This window comes from Sanguibacter sp. 25GB23B1 (genome assembly GCF_040012415.1).
Lineage (GTDB): Bacteria > Actinomycetota > Actinomycetes > Actinomycetales > Cellulomonadaceae > Sanguibacter.
Genome location: NZ_JBDYKL010000018.1, coordinates 60,814 through 77,599 on the forward strand (window position 1 = coordinate 60,814; position 16,786 = coordinate 77,599).

Annotated in this window: 15 protein-coding genes and 1 other RNA gene; 13 read left to right on the forward strand and 3 right to left on the reverse strand. The window is 69.7% G+C overall.

Annotation, left to right across the window (positions count from 1 at the left end):
- The first annotated feature begins 10 nt into the window (after positions 1-10).
- The 6 genes from ABKW26_RS11490 to ABKW26_RS11515 all read left to right on the forward strand — a co-directional run bounded on the left by ABKW26_RS11490 (position 11) and on the right by ABKW26_RS11515 (position 3,562).
- On the forward strand, positions 11-871 hold the full coding sequence (locus ABKW26_RS11490) for a type II secretion system F family protein (RefSeq protein ID WP_348593805.1): 861 nt from the start codon (positions 11-13) through the stop codon (positions 869-871).
- Positions 868-1,788, forward strand: a complete 921-nt coding sequence (locus ABKW26_RS11495) for a type II secretion system F family protein (protein ID WP_348593807.1) — start codon at positions 868-870, stop codon at positions 1,786-1,788. Before ABKW26_RS11490 ends, ABKW26_RS11495 begins: the two co-directional genes overlap by 4 nt.
- 94 nt (positions 1,789-1,882) lie before the next feature.
- The gene (locus tag ABKW26_RS11500; protein WP_348593833.1) at positions 1,883-2,149 is read left to right on the forward strand and encodes a hypothetical protein; all 267 of its coding nucleotides are present in this window, start codon (positions 1,883-1,885) and stop codon (positions 2,147-2,149) included.
- A gap of 62 nt (positions 2,150-2,211) precedes the next feature.
- The gene (locus ABKW26_RS11505) at positions 2,212-2,562 is read left to right on the forward strand and encodes a TadE family protein (protein ID WP_348593808.1); all 351 of its coding nucleotides are present in this window, start codon (positions 2,212-2,214) and stop codon (positions 2,560-2,562) included.
- On the forward strand, positions 2,559-3,068 hold the full coding sequence (locus tag ABKW26_RS11510) for a pilus assembly protein (RefSeq protein WP_348593810.1): 510 nt from the start codon (positions 2,559-2,561) through the stop codon (positions 3,066-3,068). Before ABKW26_RS11505 ends, ABKW26_RS11510 begins: the two co-directional genes overlap by 4 nt.
- The gene (locus ABKW26_RS11515) at positions 3,065-3,562 is read left to right on the forward strand and encodes a pilus assembly protein TadG-related protein (RefSeq protein ID WP_348593812.1); all 498 of its coding nucleotides are present in this window, start codon (positions 3,065-3,067) and stop codon (positions 3,560-3,562) included. Before ABKW26_RS11510 ends, ABKW26_RS11515 begins: the two co-directional genes overlap by 4 nt.
- A 28-nt stretch (positions 3,563-3,590) precedes the next feature.
- On the opposite strand, the gene ABKW26_RS11520 is transcribed toward ABKW26_RS11515, so the two are convergent.
- Positions 3,591-4,280 (reverse strand): GNAT family N-acetyltransferase, encoded by a 690-nt coding sequence (locus ABKW26_RS11520; RefSeq protein WP_348593814.1) that lies wholly within the window; start codon positions 4,278-4,280, stop codon positions 3,591-3,593.
- A 209-nt stretch (positions 4,281-4,489) separates the two neighbouring features.
- Between ABKW26_RS11520 and ABKW26_RS11525 the strand changes: the two genes are divergently transcribed.
- A complete protein-coding gene (locus ABKW26_RS11525) occupies positions 4,490-5,191 on the forward strand; it encodes a type 1 glutamine amidotransferase domain-containing protein (protein WP_348593816.1) in 702 nt (233 codons plus the stop codon).
- Between the two features lie 152 nt (positions 5,192-5,343).
- Here ABKW26_RS11525 and ABKW26_RS11530 read toward each other — a convergent pair whose 3' ends face one another.
- Both ABKW26_RS11530 and ABKW26_RS11535 read right to left on the reverse strand, forming a co-directional pair.
- A complete protein-coding gene (locus ABKW26_RS11530; RefSeq protein WP_348593818.1) occupies positions 5,344-8,400 on the reverse strand; it encodes an immunoglobulin-like domain-containing protein in 3,057 nt (1,018 codons plus the stop codon).
- 27 nt (positions 8,401-8,427) lie between these two features.
- Complete coding sequence (locus tag ABKW26_RS11535) at positions 8,428-10,893, reverse strand: GH92 family glycosyl hydrolase (RefSeq protein ID WP_348593820.1); 2,466 nt, start codon at positions 10,891-10,893, stop codon at positions 8,428-8,430.
- A gap of 385 nt (positions 10,894-11,278) precedes the next feature.
- Here ABKW26_RS11535 and prfB point away from each other — a divergent pair, with 385 nt between their 5' ends.
- The 6 genes from prfB (at position 11,279) to ssrA (ending at position 16,733) form a co-directional block, all read left to right on the forward strand.
- Positions 11,279-12,397, forward strand: coding sequence for a peptide chain release factor 2 (prfB, locus tag ABKW26_RS11540; protein ID WP_348593822.1), 1,119 nt, complete (start codon positions 11,279-11,281; stop codon positions 12,395-12,397).
- Between the two features lie 166 nt (positions 12,398-12,563).
- Positions 12,564-13,253 (forward strand): cell division ATP-binding protein FtsE, encoded by a 690-nt coding sequence (gene ftsE, locus ABKW26_RS11545; RefSeq protein ID WP_348593824.1) that lies wholly within the window; start codon positions 12,564-12,566, stop codon positions 13,251-13,253.
- A gap of 12 nt (positions 13,254-13,265) precedes the next feature.
- The gene (gene ftsX, locus ABKW26_RS11550; RefSeq protein ID WP_348593825.1) at positions 13,266-14,180 is read left to right on the forward strand and encodes a permease-like cell division protein FtsX; all 915 of its coding nucleotides are present in this window, start codon (positions 13,266-13,268) and stop codon (positions 14,178-14,180) included.
- Between the two features lies 1 nt (position 14,181).
- Positions 14,182-15,558 (forward strand): peptidoglycan DD-metalloendopeptidase family protein, encoded by a 1,377-nt coding sequence (locus ABKW26_RS11555; protein ID WP_348593827.1) that lies wholly within the window; start codon positions 14,182-14,184, stop codon positions 15,556-15,558.
- Positions 15,559-15,722: 164 nt separating this feature from the next.
- Positions 15,723-16,232: an SsrA-binding protein SmpB gene (smpB, locus tag ABKW26_RS11560; RefSeq protein WP_348593831.1), complete on the forward strand. Its 510-nt coding sequence runs from the start codon at positions 15,723-15,725 to the stop codon at positions 16,230-16,232.
- A gap of 133 nt (positions 16,233-16,365) precedes the next feature.
- Positions 16,366-16,733, forward strand: a transfer-messenger RNA (tmRNA) gene (gene ssrA, locus ABKW26_RS11565).
- Positions 16,734-16,786: the final 53 nt, after the last annotated feature.

A 16,786-nucleotide genomic window follows, 5' to 3' on the forward strand; every position in this document is an offset into this window, starting at 1 on the left:
GGGCGACGGGATGGGAGTGATCTGTGGGTTGCTGCTCGCGGCCGGTCTGCTGAGCATCTGGTTGTCCTGCTGGACGCCCGTGCAGGGGCCGCGCCCGACCCGTGCACGGTGGAGCCTCGGCCTCCAGGACGCCCTCGTCCACGCCGGTGCGAGCTCGGTGACGCCCGTCGGCTTCGTCGGCGCGAGCGTCCTGCTCGGCTCGGTCGTGCTCCTGCTGGGCTTCGTCCTCACGCAGTCCTTGCCGATCGCGCTCGCCTTCGCCGTGATCGCGGGCGCCGGCCCGTGGGCGCTCGTCCGCTCCCGCGCGGCGCACCACCGCGCGCAGCTTCGCGAGGTGTGGCCCGAGGTCGTCGACCACCTCACGTCCGGCGTCCGAGCCGGGCTGTCCCTGCCCGAGGCCGTCGCGCAGGTCGGTGAGCGTGGACCGGTCGAGCTGCGCGAGCCGTTCCGCGCCTTCGCCCAGGACTACCGGTCGTCGGGCCGCTTCGAGGAGTCGCTCGTCGCCCTCAAGGCGCGCCTCGCCGACCCCGTCGCGGACCGAGTCATCGAGGCGCTGCGGATCACGCGCGACGTCGGCGGTACCGACCTCGGTCGGCTCCTGCGCACGCTCTCGACCTTCCTGCGCGAGGACCTCCGCACGCGCGGCGAGCTGGAGGCCCGGCAGAGCTGGACGGTCGCCGGCGCCCGCATCGCCGCCGCCGGCCCGTGGGTGGTCCTCGCCCTCCTCGCGACGAGGCCCGAGGCGGCAGCCGCGTACAACACCCCGATGGGCGCGCTCGTCCTCGGCCTCGGGGCGGCGTGCTCGCTCGTCGCGTACCAGCTCATGCTCCGCATCGGTCGCCTGCCGCAGGACGCGCGGGTGCTCCGGTGATCGGCGTCGTGGTCGGCGCGCTCTTCGGGGTGGGTGTCCTCATCATCGTGCGCGCCGTGCGTGCCCGACCCATCACGCTCGACGAGCGGCTGGCCCCGTACCTCGCGGTCCCGGACGCGACCTCCGGGCTGCTCGGGGCGACACCCGTGTCCTCACCGTTCGGGGCGCTCGAGAGCATCGTCGCTCCGTGGTTGGCCGATGCCTCCCGGCTCGTCGAGCGGATCGGCTCGCCCACAGCCGAGCTGCAGCGCAGGCTCGTCCGCGCCGGGCGTGCCGAGTCGGCCGAGCAGTTCCGCATCTCCCAGGTCGCCTGGGGGGCGGGAGGCCTCGCCGTCGGCCTCGGGTGCGCCGTGTTCCTTGCGGCGACCCGCGGGTCGTCCCTGCTCGTGCTGACGGTGCTCGTCCTCGTCCTGGCGACGACCGCCGTCATCGCGTGCGACTACCGGCTCGGCCGGCAGGTCAGGCTCCGTGAAGAGCGCATGCTCCTGGAGTTCCCGACGATCGCCGAGCTCCTCGCGCTCTCCGTCGGAGCGGGCGAGGGACCGGTGGGAGCGCTGGAGCGCATCGCGCGCTCCGCGCAGGGCGAGCTGACGGCCGAGCTGCGGCGGACGCTCGCCGACGTGCGCTCGGGCATCCCGCTGACGCGCGCGCTCGAGAACCTCGCGGACCGCACCGGGATCGCCAGCCTCACGCGGTTCGCCGAGGGCGTGAGCGTCGCCGTCGAGCGGGGGACGCCGCTCGCCGACGTGCTCCGGGCACAGGCCCAGGACGTCCGCGACTCCGGTCGGCGCGCGCTCATGGAGCTCGGGGGCAAGAAGGAAGTCCTCATGCTCATCCCCGTCGTCTTCCTCATCCTTCCCGTGACAGTGGTTTTTGCTGTCTTTCCGAGCCTCGTCACGCTCCAGATCGGGCTCTGAGCCCGTGACCTCCTGCACCCATTCCCGACCCGTACCCGCCCGACCCATACCCGTTTCCTTGCACACGACCGACAGCACCACCGAGAGGACCACCATGACCGTCACGACGACCATGACCAGGCGCGCCACGACGATCCGGAACGCCGGGCACCGAGTACGAGCGGCCCTCGGACGGGTCGACGTCGCTCCACGCTGGCGCCGTCACGTCGCAGTGTCGGGCCCGTCGGACCGGGGCGACGTGCCGGGCTGGGTCCTCGTCACGCTCATGACCGCCGGTCTCGTCGTGGCGATCTGGGCAGTGGCCGGACCGGCCCTGACGACGATGTTCACGAACGCGCTCAACAGCGTCACGGGCCCCTGAGCCGGACCCCGAGCGCTCGGTCGTCCGCCTGGCGGGGGCGAGGTGACGAGGGCTCAGCCGTCGTGGACTTCGTGCTCGTCTCCGTCCTCGTGGCGGCGATGTTCCTCGGGGTGATCCAGGTGGCGATCGTCCTGCACGTGCGCTCCACCCTCATTGACTCCGCCGCCGAAGGCGCTCGGCTCGGGGGACGTGCCGACCGCGGCCTCGCCGACGGCGAGGCGCGTACGGTCGCCCTCGCCGGCGCGGCGCTGGGGGAGCGCTACACCCGTGACGTGTCGGCGACCTACGAGGTCACCGCCGACGTCCGGACCGTCCGCGTGACCGTGCGCGCACCCCTGCCGGTCATCGGCTTCTGGGGGCCGTCCGGCGTGCTCACCGTCGACGGTCACGCGCTCGTCGAGGAGCTGCCGTGACCGTGCTGCGGCTGGCGTTCCGGCGCACGGTGCGGGCTGTACGTTCTCGCTTCGCAAGCGGTGGTGTCGGGGGCTCCGACTCGGGGAGCGCGCTCGTGGAGTTCCTCGGCGCCGCCGTCATCCTTCTCATCCCCACGCTCTACCTCGTGGTGACGCTCGGACGCGTCCAGGCGGCGACCTTCGCGAGCGAGAGCGCCGCCAAGGAGGCAGGGCGAGCCCTCTCGCTCGCCCAGACCTACGCCGACGGTGCCCGGCGAGCCGAGGCGGCGGTGGGGCTGGCGCTGACGGACCAGGGATTCTCGTCGATCGATCCGGGTGCCGCGCTGAGCGTCTCGTGCTCGACCGTCGTGTGCCTCGCGCCCGGCTCGGACGTCATCACGACCGTGCGGGTAGACGTCACGCTGCCGGGCCTCGGTGGCGGCCAGGACTCGTGGCTGCCGCTGTCGATCCCGGTGTCTGCGCGGGCCGTGACGCCGGTCGACGAGTACAAGGAGGCGGGGGAGTGACGGCTCCGGACGGTGTTGCTCGTCGGTGGCGCAGGCCGGAGGCCGGGTCGGACGACGGTCAGATCATGGTCCTCGCGCTCGGTTTCACGGTGGTGCTCCTGCTGCTCGTCACGGTCATCGTCTCGCTGACCGGCATCCAGCTGGAGCGCAAGCGCCTGGCGAACCTCGCCGACAACCTCGCTCTCGAGGCAGCGGACTCGATCGACGAGGGATCGATCTACGGCACCGGCGTCCCGCCGAGCGAGGCGGCGGAGGCCCCGCTCACCGACGAGGGCGTCCGCGCAGCGGTCGCGGAGTACCTGGCGGCCAACCCGGGAGCGACGATTGGGCTCGAGTCGGTGACCATCGTGTCAGCGACGACTCCGGACGGACGCACCGCCCGTGTCGTTCTCGCCTCACGCGCTCGACCGACCCTCATCAGCCCGGTGACGAGCCTCTTCTCCGACGGGGTGGTGCTCACCGTGGAGTCGACGGCGCGGGCGTGGGAGCCGTGAGCAGGGACGCGACGCTCCTGGTGCATCCTCAACGGACCTCGGCTGCTGGGCCCGCGGCCTCAAGCTCGGCGGGCGGTCGCACCATCGTGAGCTGGTGCAGACGACGGTGCTGGTGCCTGATGCCCGGGACGAGGGGCGTCGAGCCGTGCGCGCTGAAGCCCATGCGCTCGAAGTAACGCACGGCGCGCGTGTTCTCCACCAGGGTCTGCAGGTAGCAGCCCGGTGATCCACTGTCCGTGAGCCGGTCGATCCATCGCTGCATCAAGGCACCGGCGACTCCACTTCCACGGGCTTCTGGTGCGACGTTGATGTGCAGGTGCGCAGGCCACCGCGGATCCGAGAACTCACCGGAGACCGTCTCCTCCTGTCGCACCTTTGCCCACACCATGTCGGCTGTTGCGCGCAGGAAGAACCCGATGGTGCGGGGTCGGGTCATCAACCGGTACTGCTTGATGACCCGGGTGATCCGCTCGTCCTCACCGGGCAACCGTGAGCTGTCGCGACACCCGGTGAGGTAGCCGACAAGCTCGCCGTCCACCTCGGCGAGGAACAGAGAGTCGGGCTCGAGCTCGACGTAGGGGTCCAGGTAGACCGCCCGCTCTGACTCGGCGTGCCCCCACAGCTCGCTCGAGGGCGAGCCGGCTCCTGCCCGGACGAACAGCGCGTTCAGACGTTCTCGGTCCGAGGGTACGAATGGGCGGATGATCCACTCCGTCACGATGACCCTCCGGACTCGAACCCTGCGTCAGGCGCGCAGCAGGCTGGCGGGCATCCTATCGGAGCCGGACTTCCGCTGGGCGGGTGGGGCCAGACGGAGGCACAGATCGACGGACCTCGTCGTGCGTCTGAGATGCCACACGGCCACACCTCTGTTCAGATGGACAGTCGGCGAAGACCTCGCCGATCACCCCTCTCGGAGGTTCACTCATGAGCAAGGTTCTGTTCGTCGTCAGCGCCGCGGACCACTGGACGCTGGCCGACGGCTCGAAGCACCCGACCGGCTACTGGGCCGAGGAGCTGGCCGAGCCCCACCGCCTGTTCAGCGAGGCAGGCTGGGACATCACCCTCGCCACCCCCGGCGGTGTGGCACCCACCGTCGACGCCGGCAGCCTCACGCCCGACAGTGCCGGGGGAGAGGACCGCGCCGCGGAGATCACCGACTACCTCGAGTCCATCGCCGAGCCGCTCGCACACCCGAAGAGCCTCGACGACATCACGGTCACGGACTACGACGCGATCATCTACCCCGGCGGCCACGGCCCCATGGAGGACCTCGCCGTCGACGCGACCTCCGGCCGCCTCCTCACCCAGGCGCTCGACGCCGGCGTCCCGCTCGGCGTCCTCTGCCACGCACCCGCCGCACTCCTCGCCGCGAAGCGCGACGACGGCTCCTGGCCGTTCGCCGGGTACCGCATGACCGGCTTCACCGACGCCGAGGAGCGCATCGGCGGCCTTGCCGACAAGGCGACGTGGCTCGTCCAGTCCCGCCTCGTCGAGCTCGGTGCCGACTTCGTCGAAGCCGACCCGTTCTCTGAGCACACCGTCACCGACCGCACCCTCTACACCGGTCAGAACCCGGCGTCCTCCGCGGCCCTCGCGAAGGCTCTGCTCGCCGCTGTTCCCGCGTAGGTCCCACATGGGTGGGCGGCCTGCTCCGCCGCGAACAACCTGCACCGCGAACGGCCAGCACGACGACGGGCCCGGAACGAGCGACATGATCGCTCGTCCCGGGCCCGTCGCGCTGTGCAGGGTCAGACCTGCACAGGTCAGACGCCCAGCCGTCAGGCGTCGGTCGACCTCCGACGGATCACGAGCGCCGTGCCCGCTCCGAGGAGCAGGAGGCTCACGAGCACCGTGCCCCAGATGGTCGCGCCGGTCGTGGCGAGGAACCCGCCACCGCCCGTCGAGCCACCCGATGCGCCCGAACCGGCCTGTGCCGAACCGTCACCCGGGTCCTGTGACGCGCCTGGCGTCGGCTCCACCGGGTCGTCCGCGTTACGCACGGTGAGGACCGTCTCAGCGGATCCGACCGTCCCGTAGTCGTCGGTCACCGCGTACACGAGCGTGTAGACGCCAGCGGTCCGGGTGTCCACGACCGCGGCCGCAGCCACGTCGGCCGAACCCACGTCAGCCGCCCCCACCTGGACCGTGACCCGGTCGGTGATGTCGAGACCGTTGGCGTCGAACGCCGTGACACCCGCGAGCGGGTCCACCACAGTGCCGACCACGACGTCCCGCGTGGGCTGCACCCCGCCGAACGTCGGAGCGACCGCGACGACCGTCACCGTGCGCTCCACCGTGGTCTCGTTGCCCGCGGCGTCCGACACCCGGTACACGAGCACCGAGTCGCCGGGCGTCGTCGTGTCGACCGTGCCCTCGACGGTCACCGACGCCGTGACGTCACCGTCCACGTCGTCCGTGGCCGTCACGCCCGCCATCGGCTCGAACGGCTGCCCCTGCGGCACCTCGCCCGCCTCCGGCACGCCACCGAGCACCGGCGCCGTGGAGTCGACACCCGCACGGGTGAGCGTCACCTGGTCGATGAGCGTCCCGTCGAACACCTGCGTGGTCGTCAGCGTGATCGCCGTCGGCGACACGTCCACGTCCGTGTACTGCGGCTGCTTCGCCTGGATCTTGATCGCCGCGTCGGGCGACCGGTCGTCGAGGTCGTAGTACTTGCTGCCGCTCGACGAGTTGCCCGTGATGTAGAGGACCTGGCCCTCCTCGGCGCGGAGCACCGCGCCCGACTCCTCCTGGGCGGGCTTGTCACCCATGGACGTGGTGCCGTCCATGAGATAGCTGCGCGTGTAGATGTGGTCGTGACCCGCGAGCACCAGGTCCACGCCGAGCTCGCTCATCGCCGGAGCCAGTGCCGCTCGGCGCTCGACGACGTCCTGCTCCAGCGAGTGGAACGCCGCCGAGTAGATGGAGTGGTGCCACACCGCGACGATCCAGCTCGCGTCGTCACCCCGCTCCTCGATGACCTCCCGCATGAACTCGATGTGGTCCTCGTCGCCCAGCTCGTGGGCGTTCGAGTTGATGTTGAGGTACAGGACCCCGTTGTACTCGAACCAGTAGTCACCACCCGCACGGTCCGGGTTCGACTCGTACCCGTGGTCCGCGGAGACGTTGGGCCGGTTGAAGTGCGTCATGTACGCCCGGCCCTGGTTGTCGTGGTTGCCGATGGTCGAGACGAACGGGAGCTCCTGCATGACGGCCGGCGTGAAGAGCGAGTCGTACTCGAACTCGCTCCGGTGCGTCTCCACCTGGTCTCCGGCGTTGAGCCACATCGACGCGTCGGGCTCGAGCGCGGCCACCTGGTCGGCCACCGCGGTCCACGACTCACGGTCGCGCTGCGCGTTGCCCGACGCCCCGATCTGCGGGTCGCCGGTGAACACGAAGCTGTGCGTCTCGTCGAAGACCCCTGTCCACAGCTCGTACGACCGCGACCAGCCCGACTCGTCGTTCCCCACCCGGTACAGGTAGGACGTGTTCTCAGCGAGACCGTCGATGACCGCCTTGTTCGAGAACCGCCCGTCCTGCGTGGGCTCCGACGTGGCGGCGACGACCGTCGCCGACGCCACGGGGAAGTCTGCCCCGGTCCGTGCGGACACGGGGGCGACCTGGACCGTCGCCGCAATCTCACGGTCGGAGTAGAACGCGAGGTTGCGCTGCGTCTCGTCCGCACCGACATGCAGCGAGACGTCCGAGTACGTCGCGGCGCTCCCCGACGCGAGGACCGTCAACGACGGCACCCCGAGGTACACGTCCGAGCTGCCCGCGTTGGTGTTGTGCACCTGCACGGCGACGACGTTCTCCCCGGCGACGAGCACGTCGGCCGGGACGGTGAACCCGCCCGTGATCGGGGCCGATCCGTTGCCACCCGCGTAGCCGAGGTTCCCCACCGGGATCTCGTCGATGCGCTCGTCGGCGAAACCGCCCACGAGGGTGCCGTTGACGTAGACGCGCGCGGCGTCGTCGTACGCGATCGCGCCGGTGAGCTGGGCGATCTCGGCGAGGTCCTCCTCGGCCAGGGAGAACGTCGTGCGGAAGAAGTACGTCTCGACGTTGTCGCCGGAGACGCCACCGTCCTTCTTCTGCTGGAGGAGCGTCGTCGGCGTGAACCCGCCGCCGAGATCACCGATGACACCGTTCTTGGCACCGAAGCCGCCGGTGCCGGTCTTCCAGGCCGAGACGTCGACGCCGGGCAGCGTCCAGTCGGTCTTCGTGGGGAGGCTCGCCCCGGGGTCGGTGCCGTCGTCGACGTAGCTCCAGGTGGAGGTCGAGTCGAGCAGCACCGTGCCGTCGACCGGGCTGGTCTCGGGCACCTCCGGTGCGGTCGGCTCCTGCGGCGCAGGGCGCGTCGGGAGCACCGGCTCGTCGGGGTCGCCGGGACCGGGGGCGACCACGGGGCGCAGCGCCACGTCGAAGACGTGCATGATGCCCCGGGTCGTCTGCTCGGGCAGACGGACCGACGCGACCGGCTTGGCCGGGTCGAGCGGGACCACGGCGGTCGCGAAGACGACCGGCTTCGCCGTGTCGGACCCGCCCGCGGCGGTGTTCCGCTTCGTCAGCTCGACGAGCCGGACGTTGCCCGGCTCGAGGCTGCCCGGCACCCAGTCGCTGAACCGCACGTCGACGTCCTTCGTCGACCCGTCGGTGTAGGACACCACGGCCGTCCCGCGGGACGGACCGTTCGTCGCGAGGCCGAGGAACGAGATGCCCGACGCGGTCTGGCCGCCGAGGTCGACCACCTGACCGTGGGGGATCCAGTGGTCGGCCACACCCGGCGCGGTCTGCGGCCACGTGAACGTCACACCGGTGCTGCCGAGCGGCACGTCGCCGCCGGGCGTGACGCTGTCGCGTCAGGACCTCGAGGCAGCAGGCGTCACGCCGCCGACGTCGAGCGAGCCCATGCTCACGGCGCCGTCGTCCGTCACGCCGTAGGCGTTCCGGGCGTCCGTGCCATCCTGGTACGACGGCGGGACGTCGCCCGGTGCCGTGCCCCAGGTGCCGGGCGTGCTCGCCATCGTGAAGGCGAGCGAGCCGCCGTCCCGGGCGAACGTCCCCGGCAGCCACGACGCCGTCTGCGGCGTGCCGTCGACAGCGAGCGCGGTCGTGTAGCGCGCCGTGTCGCCTGCTCCGGGTGCGTCGATCTCGATGACGCGGTCGGAGCCGACGCTCGCGATCGTCACGTGCTCGAACATCGGAGCCGAGACGAGGAGGTCGGACGTCCCCCAGATGCCCGGCATGATGCCGAGGTTCGCCCAGACGTACCAGGCGCTGAGCGACCCGAGGTCGTCGTTGCCGGCGAGCCCGGTCGGTGCCGTGGTGAAGAGCTCCTCGGCCGCCCGGTAGAGCGTGTCCGTGGTGCGGTGCGGCGCCTGGAGCCAGTTGTAGACCCAGGGCAGGCCGAAGCTCGGCTGGTTCGCGAGGTACGCGGTGTCGCTGAAGGCGCCACCGTCGAGGTCGGCGAGGAGCGCGTCGAGGTCTGCGGTCGCCTCCTCGACACCACCGCGCGCCTCGACGAGGCCGGCCATGTTGTGCGAGACGTTGAAGCCGTACTGCTTGCCGGTCGACTGCTCGAAGTAGTCGCCCTGCGTGTTCAGCGGGACGTTCATGAAGCCGTTGCGGTTGCGGGCGTCGAGGTGACCGGTCGTGAAGTTGAAGCTGTTGAGCCAGTTCTGCGACCGCTGGCTGAAGAGGTCGTAGGCAGCGGTGTCGCCGAGACGACCGGCGAGCTGCGCGATGGCGAAGTCGTCGGCGACATACTCGAGGTTCCGGGTGACGGCGACGGCACGCTTGTCACCGTCGACGAACCCGAGGGCCGAGTACTGGAAGGCGTCCGAGCGCAGCGAGCCCGTCGCGGGGAGCGACTGGGACTCGACCATCGAGCGCAGCGCGCCCTCGCGGTCGTAGTCGGTCGCGCCGAAGGCGTCGGCGGCCGCCACGATGATCTGGAGGGAGTCGCCGCTCATCTTCGTCTGGATCTGGTTGTACGACGGCCAGCTCGACCATCCGCCGGACTGGTCGACCATGTCGAGGATCGACTGGTTGATGTCGGACGCGACGTCGGGGAAGAGCAGGGCGACGAGCTGTGCCTGCCCGCGGTAGGTGTCCCACCCGGAGAGGTTGACGTAGAAGTCGTGGCCGTCGCGGACGGTGCGGACCTCGCCGTCGTAGCCGGTGTAGCGACCGTCCGCGTCCTGGAACACGTTCGGGTGGCCGAGCGCGTGGTAGAGCGCGGTGTAGAGAGTGACGCGGTCACGCTCGGTGCCTCCGGTGGCGTCGACGGTGCCGAGAGCCTCCTCCCAGGAGGCACGGGCGGCGGCGCGCACGTCGTCGAACGCTGCTCCGGCGATCTCGGCCTCGGCGTTCGCCTGGGCGCCGTCGACCGACACGTAGCTCAGCCCGGCACTGACGGTGACGTCGGCGCCGTCCGCGAAGGTCACCCAGGCGCCCGAGCCGTGCTTCTGGGTCGTGGCTGAGGCTGTGGTGCTGTCGGCGTCCACGCTGTCGCCGTCCCAGGTGCCGTACGACTCGACCGGCTGGTCGAACGTCGCGGAGAAGTGCGCCGTGTAGGTGGGACCCGAGGCGCAGACGATCTTGCTCGTCACCGTCCCCGTGACGACGCCGGTGGCGGGGTCGACCTCGATCTGCGACGCCGAGACGTCGTTGTTGGAGCCGGCCGCGTCGAACACGAGGGTCGCGGGCGACCCGTCGTCGAAGGAGTAGCGGCTCACCGCCGCCCGCGTGCTCGAGGTGAGCTCGACGTCCACGCCGGAGTCGAGCGCGACCGAGTAGTAGCCGGGCTCGGTCACCTCGTCGTCGTGGGAGAAGTCGAGGAAGTAGTCACCGATGGCGGCGCTCGGGTTCGACGGAAGCGCACCGTCGACGAGAGCCTCCGTGACGGGCAGGACCGGGAAGTCGTTGCCCGAGTAGCGGGGCCGGCACCCGGTGCCCGACAGTCGAGTCATGCCGAAGCCGCGCAGCTGGTCGGCCGAGTGCTCGTAGCCGCCGAACTGCTCGTCGAGGACGCTGTTGTACGTGGTCGGGCTCGACTGCACCATGCCGAAGGGCACCGTGGCGCCCGGGAAGGTGTTGCCGTAGTGGTCGTTGCCACGACCGTTGTTGGCCCGGTCGTACCCGGTGCCGATGAGCTGGTCCACGGCGTCGAACGGCGAGATCGTCGAGGTCACCTCGGCGTGGGCGACGGGAGCCGTCGCGAGGCCGGTGACCGCGACGGCCAGAGCAGCGAGAGCGGCGGTGCCGCGACGACGGTGTCGCCCGGTCCGTCGAGAGGTGGATGACGCGGTGCGTCGTGAGGGCATGGCTGGTAGACCTCCGAGGGGGTGGGAGTCTGAGCGCAGGGGGTGGGCGCCGACGCACCGACGCTAGAGAAGCCGTGTGGCTTCACCCGCAACGTCGACTGAACATGGCGTGACGTCCTGGTGACCGGGTGACGTCGGCACCTCCGTGTGCAGCGACGACGTCCGGACCGCCGTCGTCGCGGACATCGTGCAGGCGGTGACCTCTCCCCATCGCGGGTTCCGCGCCCGATCTCCTACTCTGTCGCCATGCGCATCCCGTTCCACCGACCCAGGCGCCAGCGCCGCCGACGCGGCGTCTTCGACTTCTTCGGCAACATCTTCGACGCGGTCCTCGAGTTCTTCAGCTGACAGCACCCGCGCACACAGTCGCGTAACCTTGAGGATCGTGGCTACCACCGACTTCGCAACCCAGATCAGCGCTCTGCGCAGCACCTTGGCGACCATCAGCGCCGTGACGGACCCGGAGGCGCTGAAGATCCGCATCGCTGAGCTCTCCGACCAGGCGTCCGCGCCGGACCTCTGGGACGACACTGATGCGGCCCAGAAGGTGACCACCGCGCTGTCGCAGGCGCAGTCGGACCTCAACCGCATCACGAGCATGGAGTCGCGGATCGACGATCTCGAGACGCTCGTCGAGATGGCGACCGAGGGTGACGGCGCCGACGACGCCGACACTGTCGCCGAGGCGGAGGCCGAGCTCGCGGGCATCCGCAAGGACCTGGGCGAGCTCGAGGTCAAGACCCTCCTCTCGGGGGAGTACGACGCCCGCGAGGCCGTCGTCACCATCCGCGCCGGCGCGGGCGGCATCGATGCCGCCGACTTCGCCGAGATGCTCATGCGCATGTACCTGCGCTGGGCCGAGCGCCACGGCTACCCGACGTCCGTGCTCGACACGTCCTACGCCGAAGAGGCCGGGCTCAAGTCCGCCACCTTCGAGATCAAGGCGCCGTACGCGTTCGGCAACCTCTCCGTCGAGGCCGGCACGCACCGCCTCGTGCGCATCTCGCCGTTCGACAACCAGGGACGCCGCCAGACGTCGTTCGCCGCCGTCGAGGTCATCCCGCTCATCGAGCAGACCGACCACATCGACATCGACGAGAACGAGATCCGCGTCGACGTCTTCCGCTCGTCCGGCCCCGGTGGTCAGTCCGTCAACACGACCGACTCCGCCGTGCGCCTCACGCACATCCCCACCGGGATCGTCGTGTCCATGCAGAACGAGAAGTCCCAGATCCAGAACCGCGCCGCGGCCATGCGCGTCCTCGCCTCCCGCCTCCTCATCGAGCGCCAGGCACAGGAGAAGGCCAAGAAGAAGGAGCTCGCGGGCGACGTCAAGGCGAGCTGGGGCGACCAGATGCGCTCCTACGTCCTCCAGCCGTACCAGATGGTCAAGGACCTGCGCACCGAGCACGAGGTCGGCAACACCAGCGCCGTGTTCGACGGCGAGATCGACGACTTCATCGAGGCCGGCATCCGCTGGCGCCGGTCCAAGCCGACCTCCTGACCCAGGCGCTGGCACCGTTCACGCAGGTCCAGGCCGCCGTACCGCCCAAACCTGTGCGTCCCGGACACGGCGGCGTGTCTGCAGGTCGATCGTCGTGCCCCGTGCCTACCCTCGAACCGATCAGCGGCGTCTGCCGCAACCCCGAGACAGGAACCGGTCGACTGCTGTGATCCGATTCGAGAACGTCACCAAGGTCTACGCGCGCGGCGCGAGGCCTGCCCTCGACGACGTCTCCCTGGAGGTCGAGCGCGGCGAGTTCGTGTTCCTCGTCGGGGCGTCAGGATCCGGGAAGTCGACATTCCTGCGCCTCGTCCTGCGTGAGGAGCGCGCCACGTCCGGCAACGTCTTCATCGCCGGCCGCGACCTCCAGAGCCTCTCGAACTGGAAGGTGCCGAGCATGCGCCGCCAGATCGGCGCAGTGTTCCAGGACTTCCGCCTCCTGCCGAACAAGACCGTCTACGAGAACGTCGCGTTCGCGCTCCAGGTCATCGGCAAGCCGCGCCACCACATCATGACGACCGTCCCCGAGACGCTCGAGATGGTCGGCCTCGCCGGCAAGGAGAAGCGTCGCCCCCACGAGCTCTCCGGTGGAGAGCAGCAGCGCGTCGCCATCGCTCGCGCGTTCGTCAACAGGCCGTCGATCCTCCTGTGCGACGAGCCGACCGGAAACCTCGACCCGACCACGTCGCTCGGCATCATGCGCCTGCTCGACCGCATCAACCGCACCGGAACCACCGTCGTCATGGCGACCCATGACGACGAGATCGTCGACCAGATGCGCAAGCGCGTCATCGAACTGTCCACCGGTGAGCTGGTCCGTGACCAGTCCCGTGGCGTCTACGGCTCAGCCCGCTAAGGGGACAATCACTTGCGTTTCCAGTTCATCCTCTCCGAGATCGGGATCGGTCTTCGACGCAACCTGTCGATGACGATCTCGGTCATCCTCGTGACCTTCGTGTCGCTGACGTTCGTCGGTGCGGCCGTCCTCACCCAGATGCAGATCTCCAAGTTCAAGGGGGAGTGGTACGACAAGGTCGAGATCAGCGTCTACCTCTGCCCCCAGGGCTCGACCGTGCCCACGTGCGCCGGGGGAGAGGCGACCACCGAGCAGATCGACGCGGTCGAGGATCTCCTCGAGTCCCCGGACGTCGCCGGCGAGATCCAGTCGACGACCTTCGAGAGCAAGGCGGACGCCTGGGTGACGTTCTCGGAGCAGTTCAACGACCGCTGGTGGTTCAACAGCGTCACCGAGGACGACATGAACGCGTCGTTCCGCATCAAGCTCACCGACCCGGAGCAGTACCAGGTCATCAACGACGTGCTCTCGGGCCGTCCCGGGGTCGAGGAGGTGCGTGACCAGCGGCAGATCTTCGAACCGCTGTTCCTCGTCCTCAACCGCATGACCCTGCTCTCTGCCGGCCTCGCAGGCGTCATGCTCCTCGCCGCGGTGCTCCTCATCACGACGACCATCCGGCTGTCCGCCCTGAGCCGCAAGCGCGAGACCGGCATCATGCGCCTCGTCGGAGCGTCGACATTCTTCATCCAGCTCCCTTTCATGCTGGAGGGCGCCATCGCGGCTACGGTGGGGGCACTCATGGCCGTCGTCGGCCTCTGGGTCGCCGTGAGATTCCTCATCGAGGACTGGCTGGGCCAGTCCGTCCAGTGGATCCCGTACGTGACCACGACGGACGTGTGGGTCATCGCCCCCGTCCTCATCGGCGTCGCGTTCCTGCTGGCGGCGATCTCCTCGATCGTCACCCTGAGCCGCTACACGAAGGTGTGACATGACTCGACTTCGCTCGGCACTTGCCGCGGTGCTCGCGCTCGGCCTCTTCGGGACCCTGAGCGTCCTGCCCGCGATCGCCGACGACCTCGACGACCGCCTCGCGGCCGCGCAGAACAAGGCGGCCACCAACCAGGCGGCGCTCGACCAGACTGCTGCCGACCTCTCCGAGACCGACGCCCAGCTCGCCCAGGCCTACATCGACCTCCAGACGATCGAGGGCCAGCTCCCCGTCGCCGAGGCGACGCTGCTCCAGGCGAACGCGACGCTCGAGACGGCTCAGCGTGAGGCCGACGCTCTGGCCGTGCGCCTCACCGACGCGGAGGACGAGGAGGTCACGCTCACCGCGGAGATCGCGACGAACGCCACCGCAGCGACCGACGCACGCAACGGTGTCGCCGAGATGGCCCGACAGGCTGCCCGCGGCGACATGGGGCTCTCCGGGCTCGAGTTCATCGTCGGCGCACAGTCGACCGACGAGTTCGTCAGCGAGTACAACATGGCGACCACCGCCATGCGGACGCAGAGCTCGTCCCTCGACGACCTCCGACAGACCGAGGCGGTCACGAAGAACAGCGAGGTCCGCCTCGCGGCCGTCAAGGTCGCCATCGCCGACCTCAAGACGCAGGCCGACGCGAAGGTCGTCGAGGCCGACGCCGCCGCGGTCGCGGCCGCGGACGCGAAGGCCGAGGTCGAGCGGCTCATCGTCGACCAGGCCGCGAAGAAGCAGACCATCGAGGACCGCAAGCTCGCCGAGCAGGCACGCGCCGACGCCCTCGCAGCCGAGAGCGCACTGCTCACGTCCGACATCCAGAACATCATCGGTCTCCAGGAGGCCGAGCGCGCGGCCGTCGCCGCAGAGCAGGCGCGCCAGCGTCAGGCTGCCGCTGACGCCGCGGCCGCGAACCAGGGCGCGGCCCCCGCACCGGCAGCACCCGCCCCAGCGCCTGCCGCACCCGCGCCCGGCGGGGGAGGCGGGGGCAAGTTCCTCTCCTACCCGACGGCGGTCCCGCACGTCACGTCGAGCTACGGCTACCGCTTCCACCCTGTGCTGCAGTACAACCGCCTCCACGCCGGGACCGACTTCCGTGCGTACTGCGGGACACCGATCTACGCGGCCGCGGCCGGGTCGGTGCAGTGGACCAAGATGCGTTCCGGCTACGGCAACCAGGTGCTGGTCAACCACGGCACCGTGAACGGCTCCAACCTCATGACGAGCTACAACCACCTCACGAGCTTCGCCGTCTCCGGCGGCCAGAACGTGGCCAAGGGCCAGGTCGTCGGGTACTCCGGGAACACCGGGATCGGCACCGCGTGCCACCTCCACTTCGAGGTCTACGTCAACGGTGGGACCGTCAACCCGATGACGATGCTCTGACGCTCGGAGCTCTGCGCCCTGAGCAAATTGGGTCGTGCACCGAGGCGCCGTGATCTAGGCTTGCACCGTCCGTGGCCGTAGCGGCCGCAACAGCCGTCGCAGCCACGACGGCTGAGACGATCCGACGACGACCTGGAGGTGTGACGGTCATGGCCAAGATGTACATGGTGCCGGACGGCTCGAAGCAGCACCCCAAGAAGCCGTCGGGTCCCGTCCCTGTGCGCAAGCTCATCGCGAGCAACAAGAAGGCGCGGCACGACTACGCCATCGAGGACGTGTTCGAGGCGGGGATGGTCCTGTCCGGGACCGAGGTGAAGGCGCTGCGCGCCGGGCGTGCCTCGCTCGTCGACGGGTACTGCGCCCTCGACGGCGGAGAGGTGTGGCTCGAAGGAGCACACATCTCCGAGTACGCGCACGGAACCTGGACCAACCACGCGCCGCGGCGCAAGCGCAAGCTCCTCCTGCACCGCCACGAGATCGAGACTCTCGAGCAGCACACGCGGGAGAAGGGCTACACGATCGTCCCGCTCCAGATGTACTTCCTCGACGGCCGGGCCAAGGTGGAGATCGCCCTGGCCCGAGGCAAGAAGGAGTACGACAAGCGCCAGACGCTCCGGGAGCAGCAGGACAACCGCGAGGCCCAGCGCGCGATGCGGGCCCGCGAGATCCGCTGAGCCGCTCCTCCGGCGCGGTGCCCGGAAATAAGCGCGCCACGACGAGCGTTGATCCAGTAGGCTGGACCTGTTCGGCGCTACGGCACGATGCTTGGGCATCACACCCGTGCGACGGATGGTTGACAACTGCACAGGGGGTGATCGGTTTCGACGGTGGTCGTGTTTACACGAGAAGCGGGCCGAGGATGTGGGGTTATCTCGTAAACGCTCCCCGCAAACCAATAGGTGCCGATTCCAAGCGCACCGACTTCGCACTCGCCGCTTGAGCGAGTTCTGAAGTCCGTTAGCCCAGGGTAGCTTCCGCTCTGGTTCCTAGCGTCATCTAGGAAGCCACTGCTTGTGACGTTCGTCGTTGGCGTCACAGGGACTTTTAGACGACTGAGCCTGTCAGCAGCTTGTCTGCGTGAGTGCTGGGGCCGAGAAATTCCATAGCAGACTGCGCCCGGAGAAGTCGTGGATTTGCGTCACCGGACCGGGGTTCGATTCCCCGCACCTCCACCAGAACACCCTGTGTGAATCGCTGAAGGCCGCCCTCCGAGGGGGGGGGGGGGGGG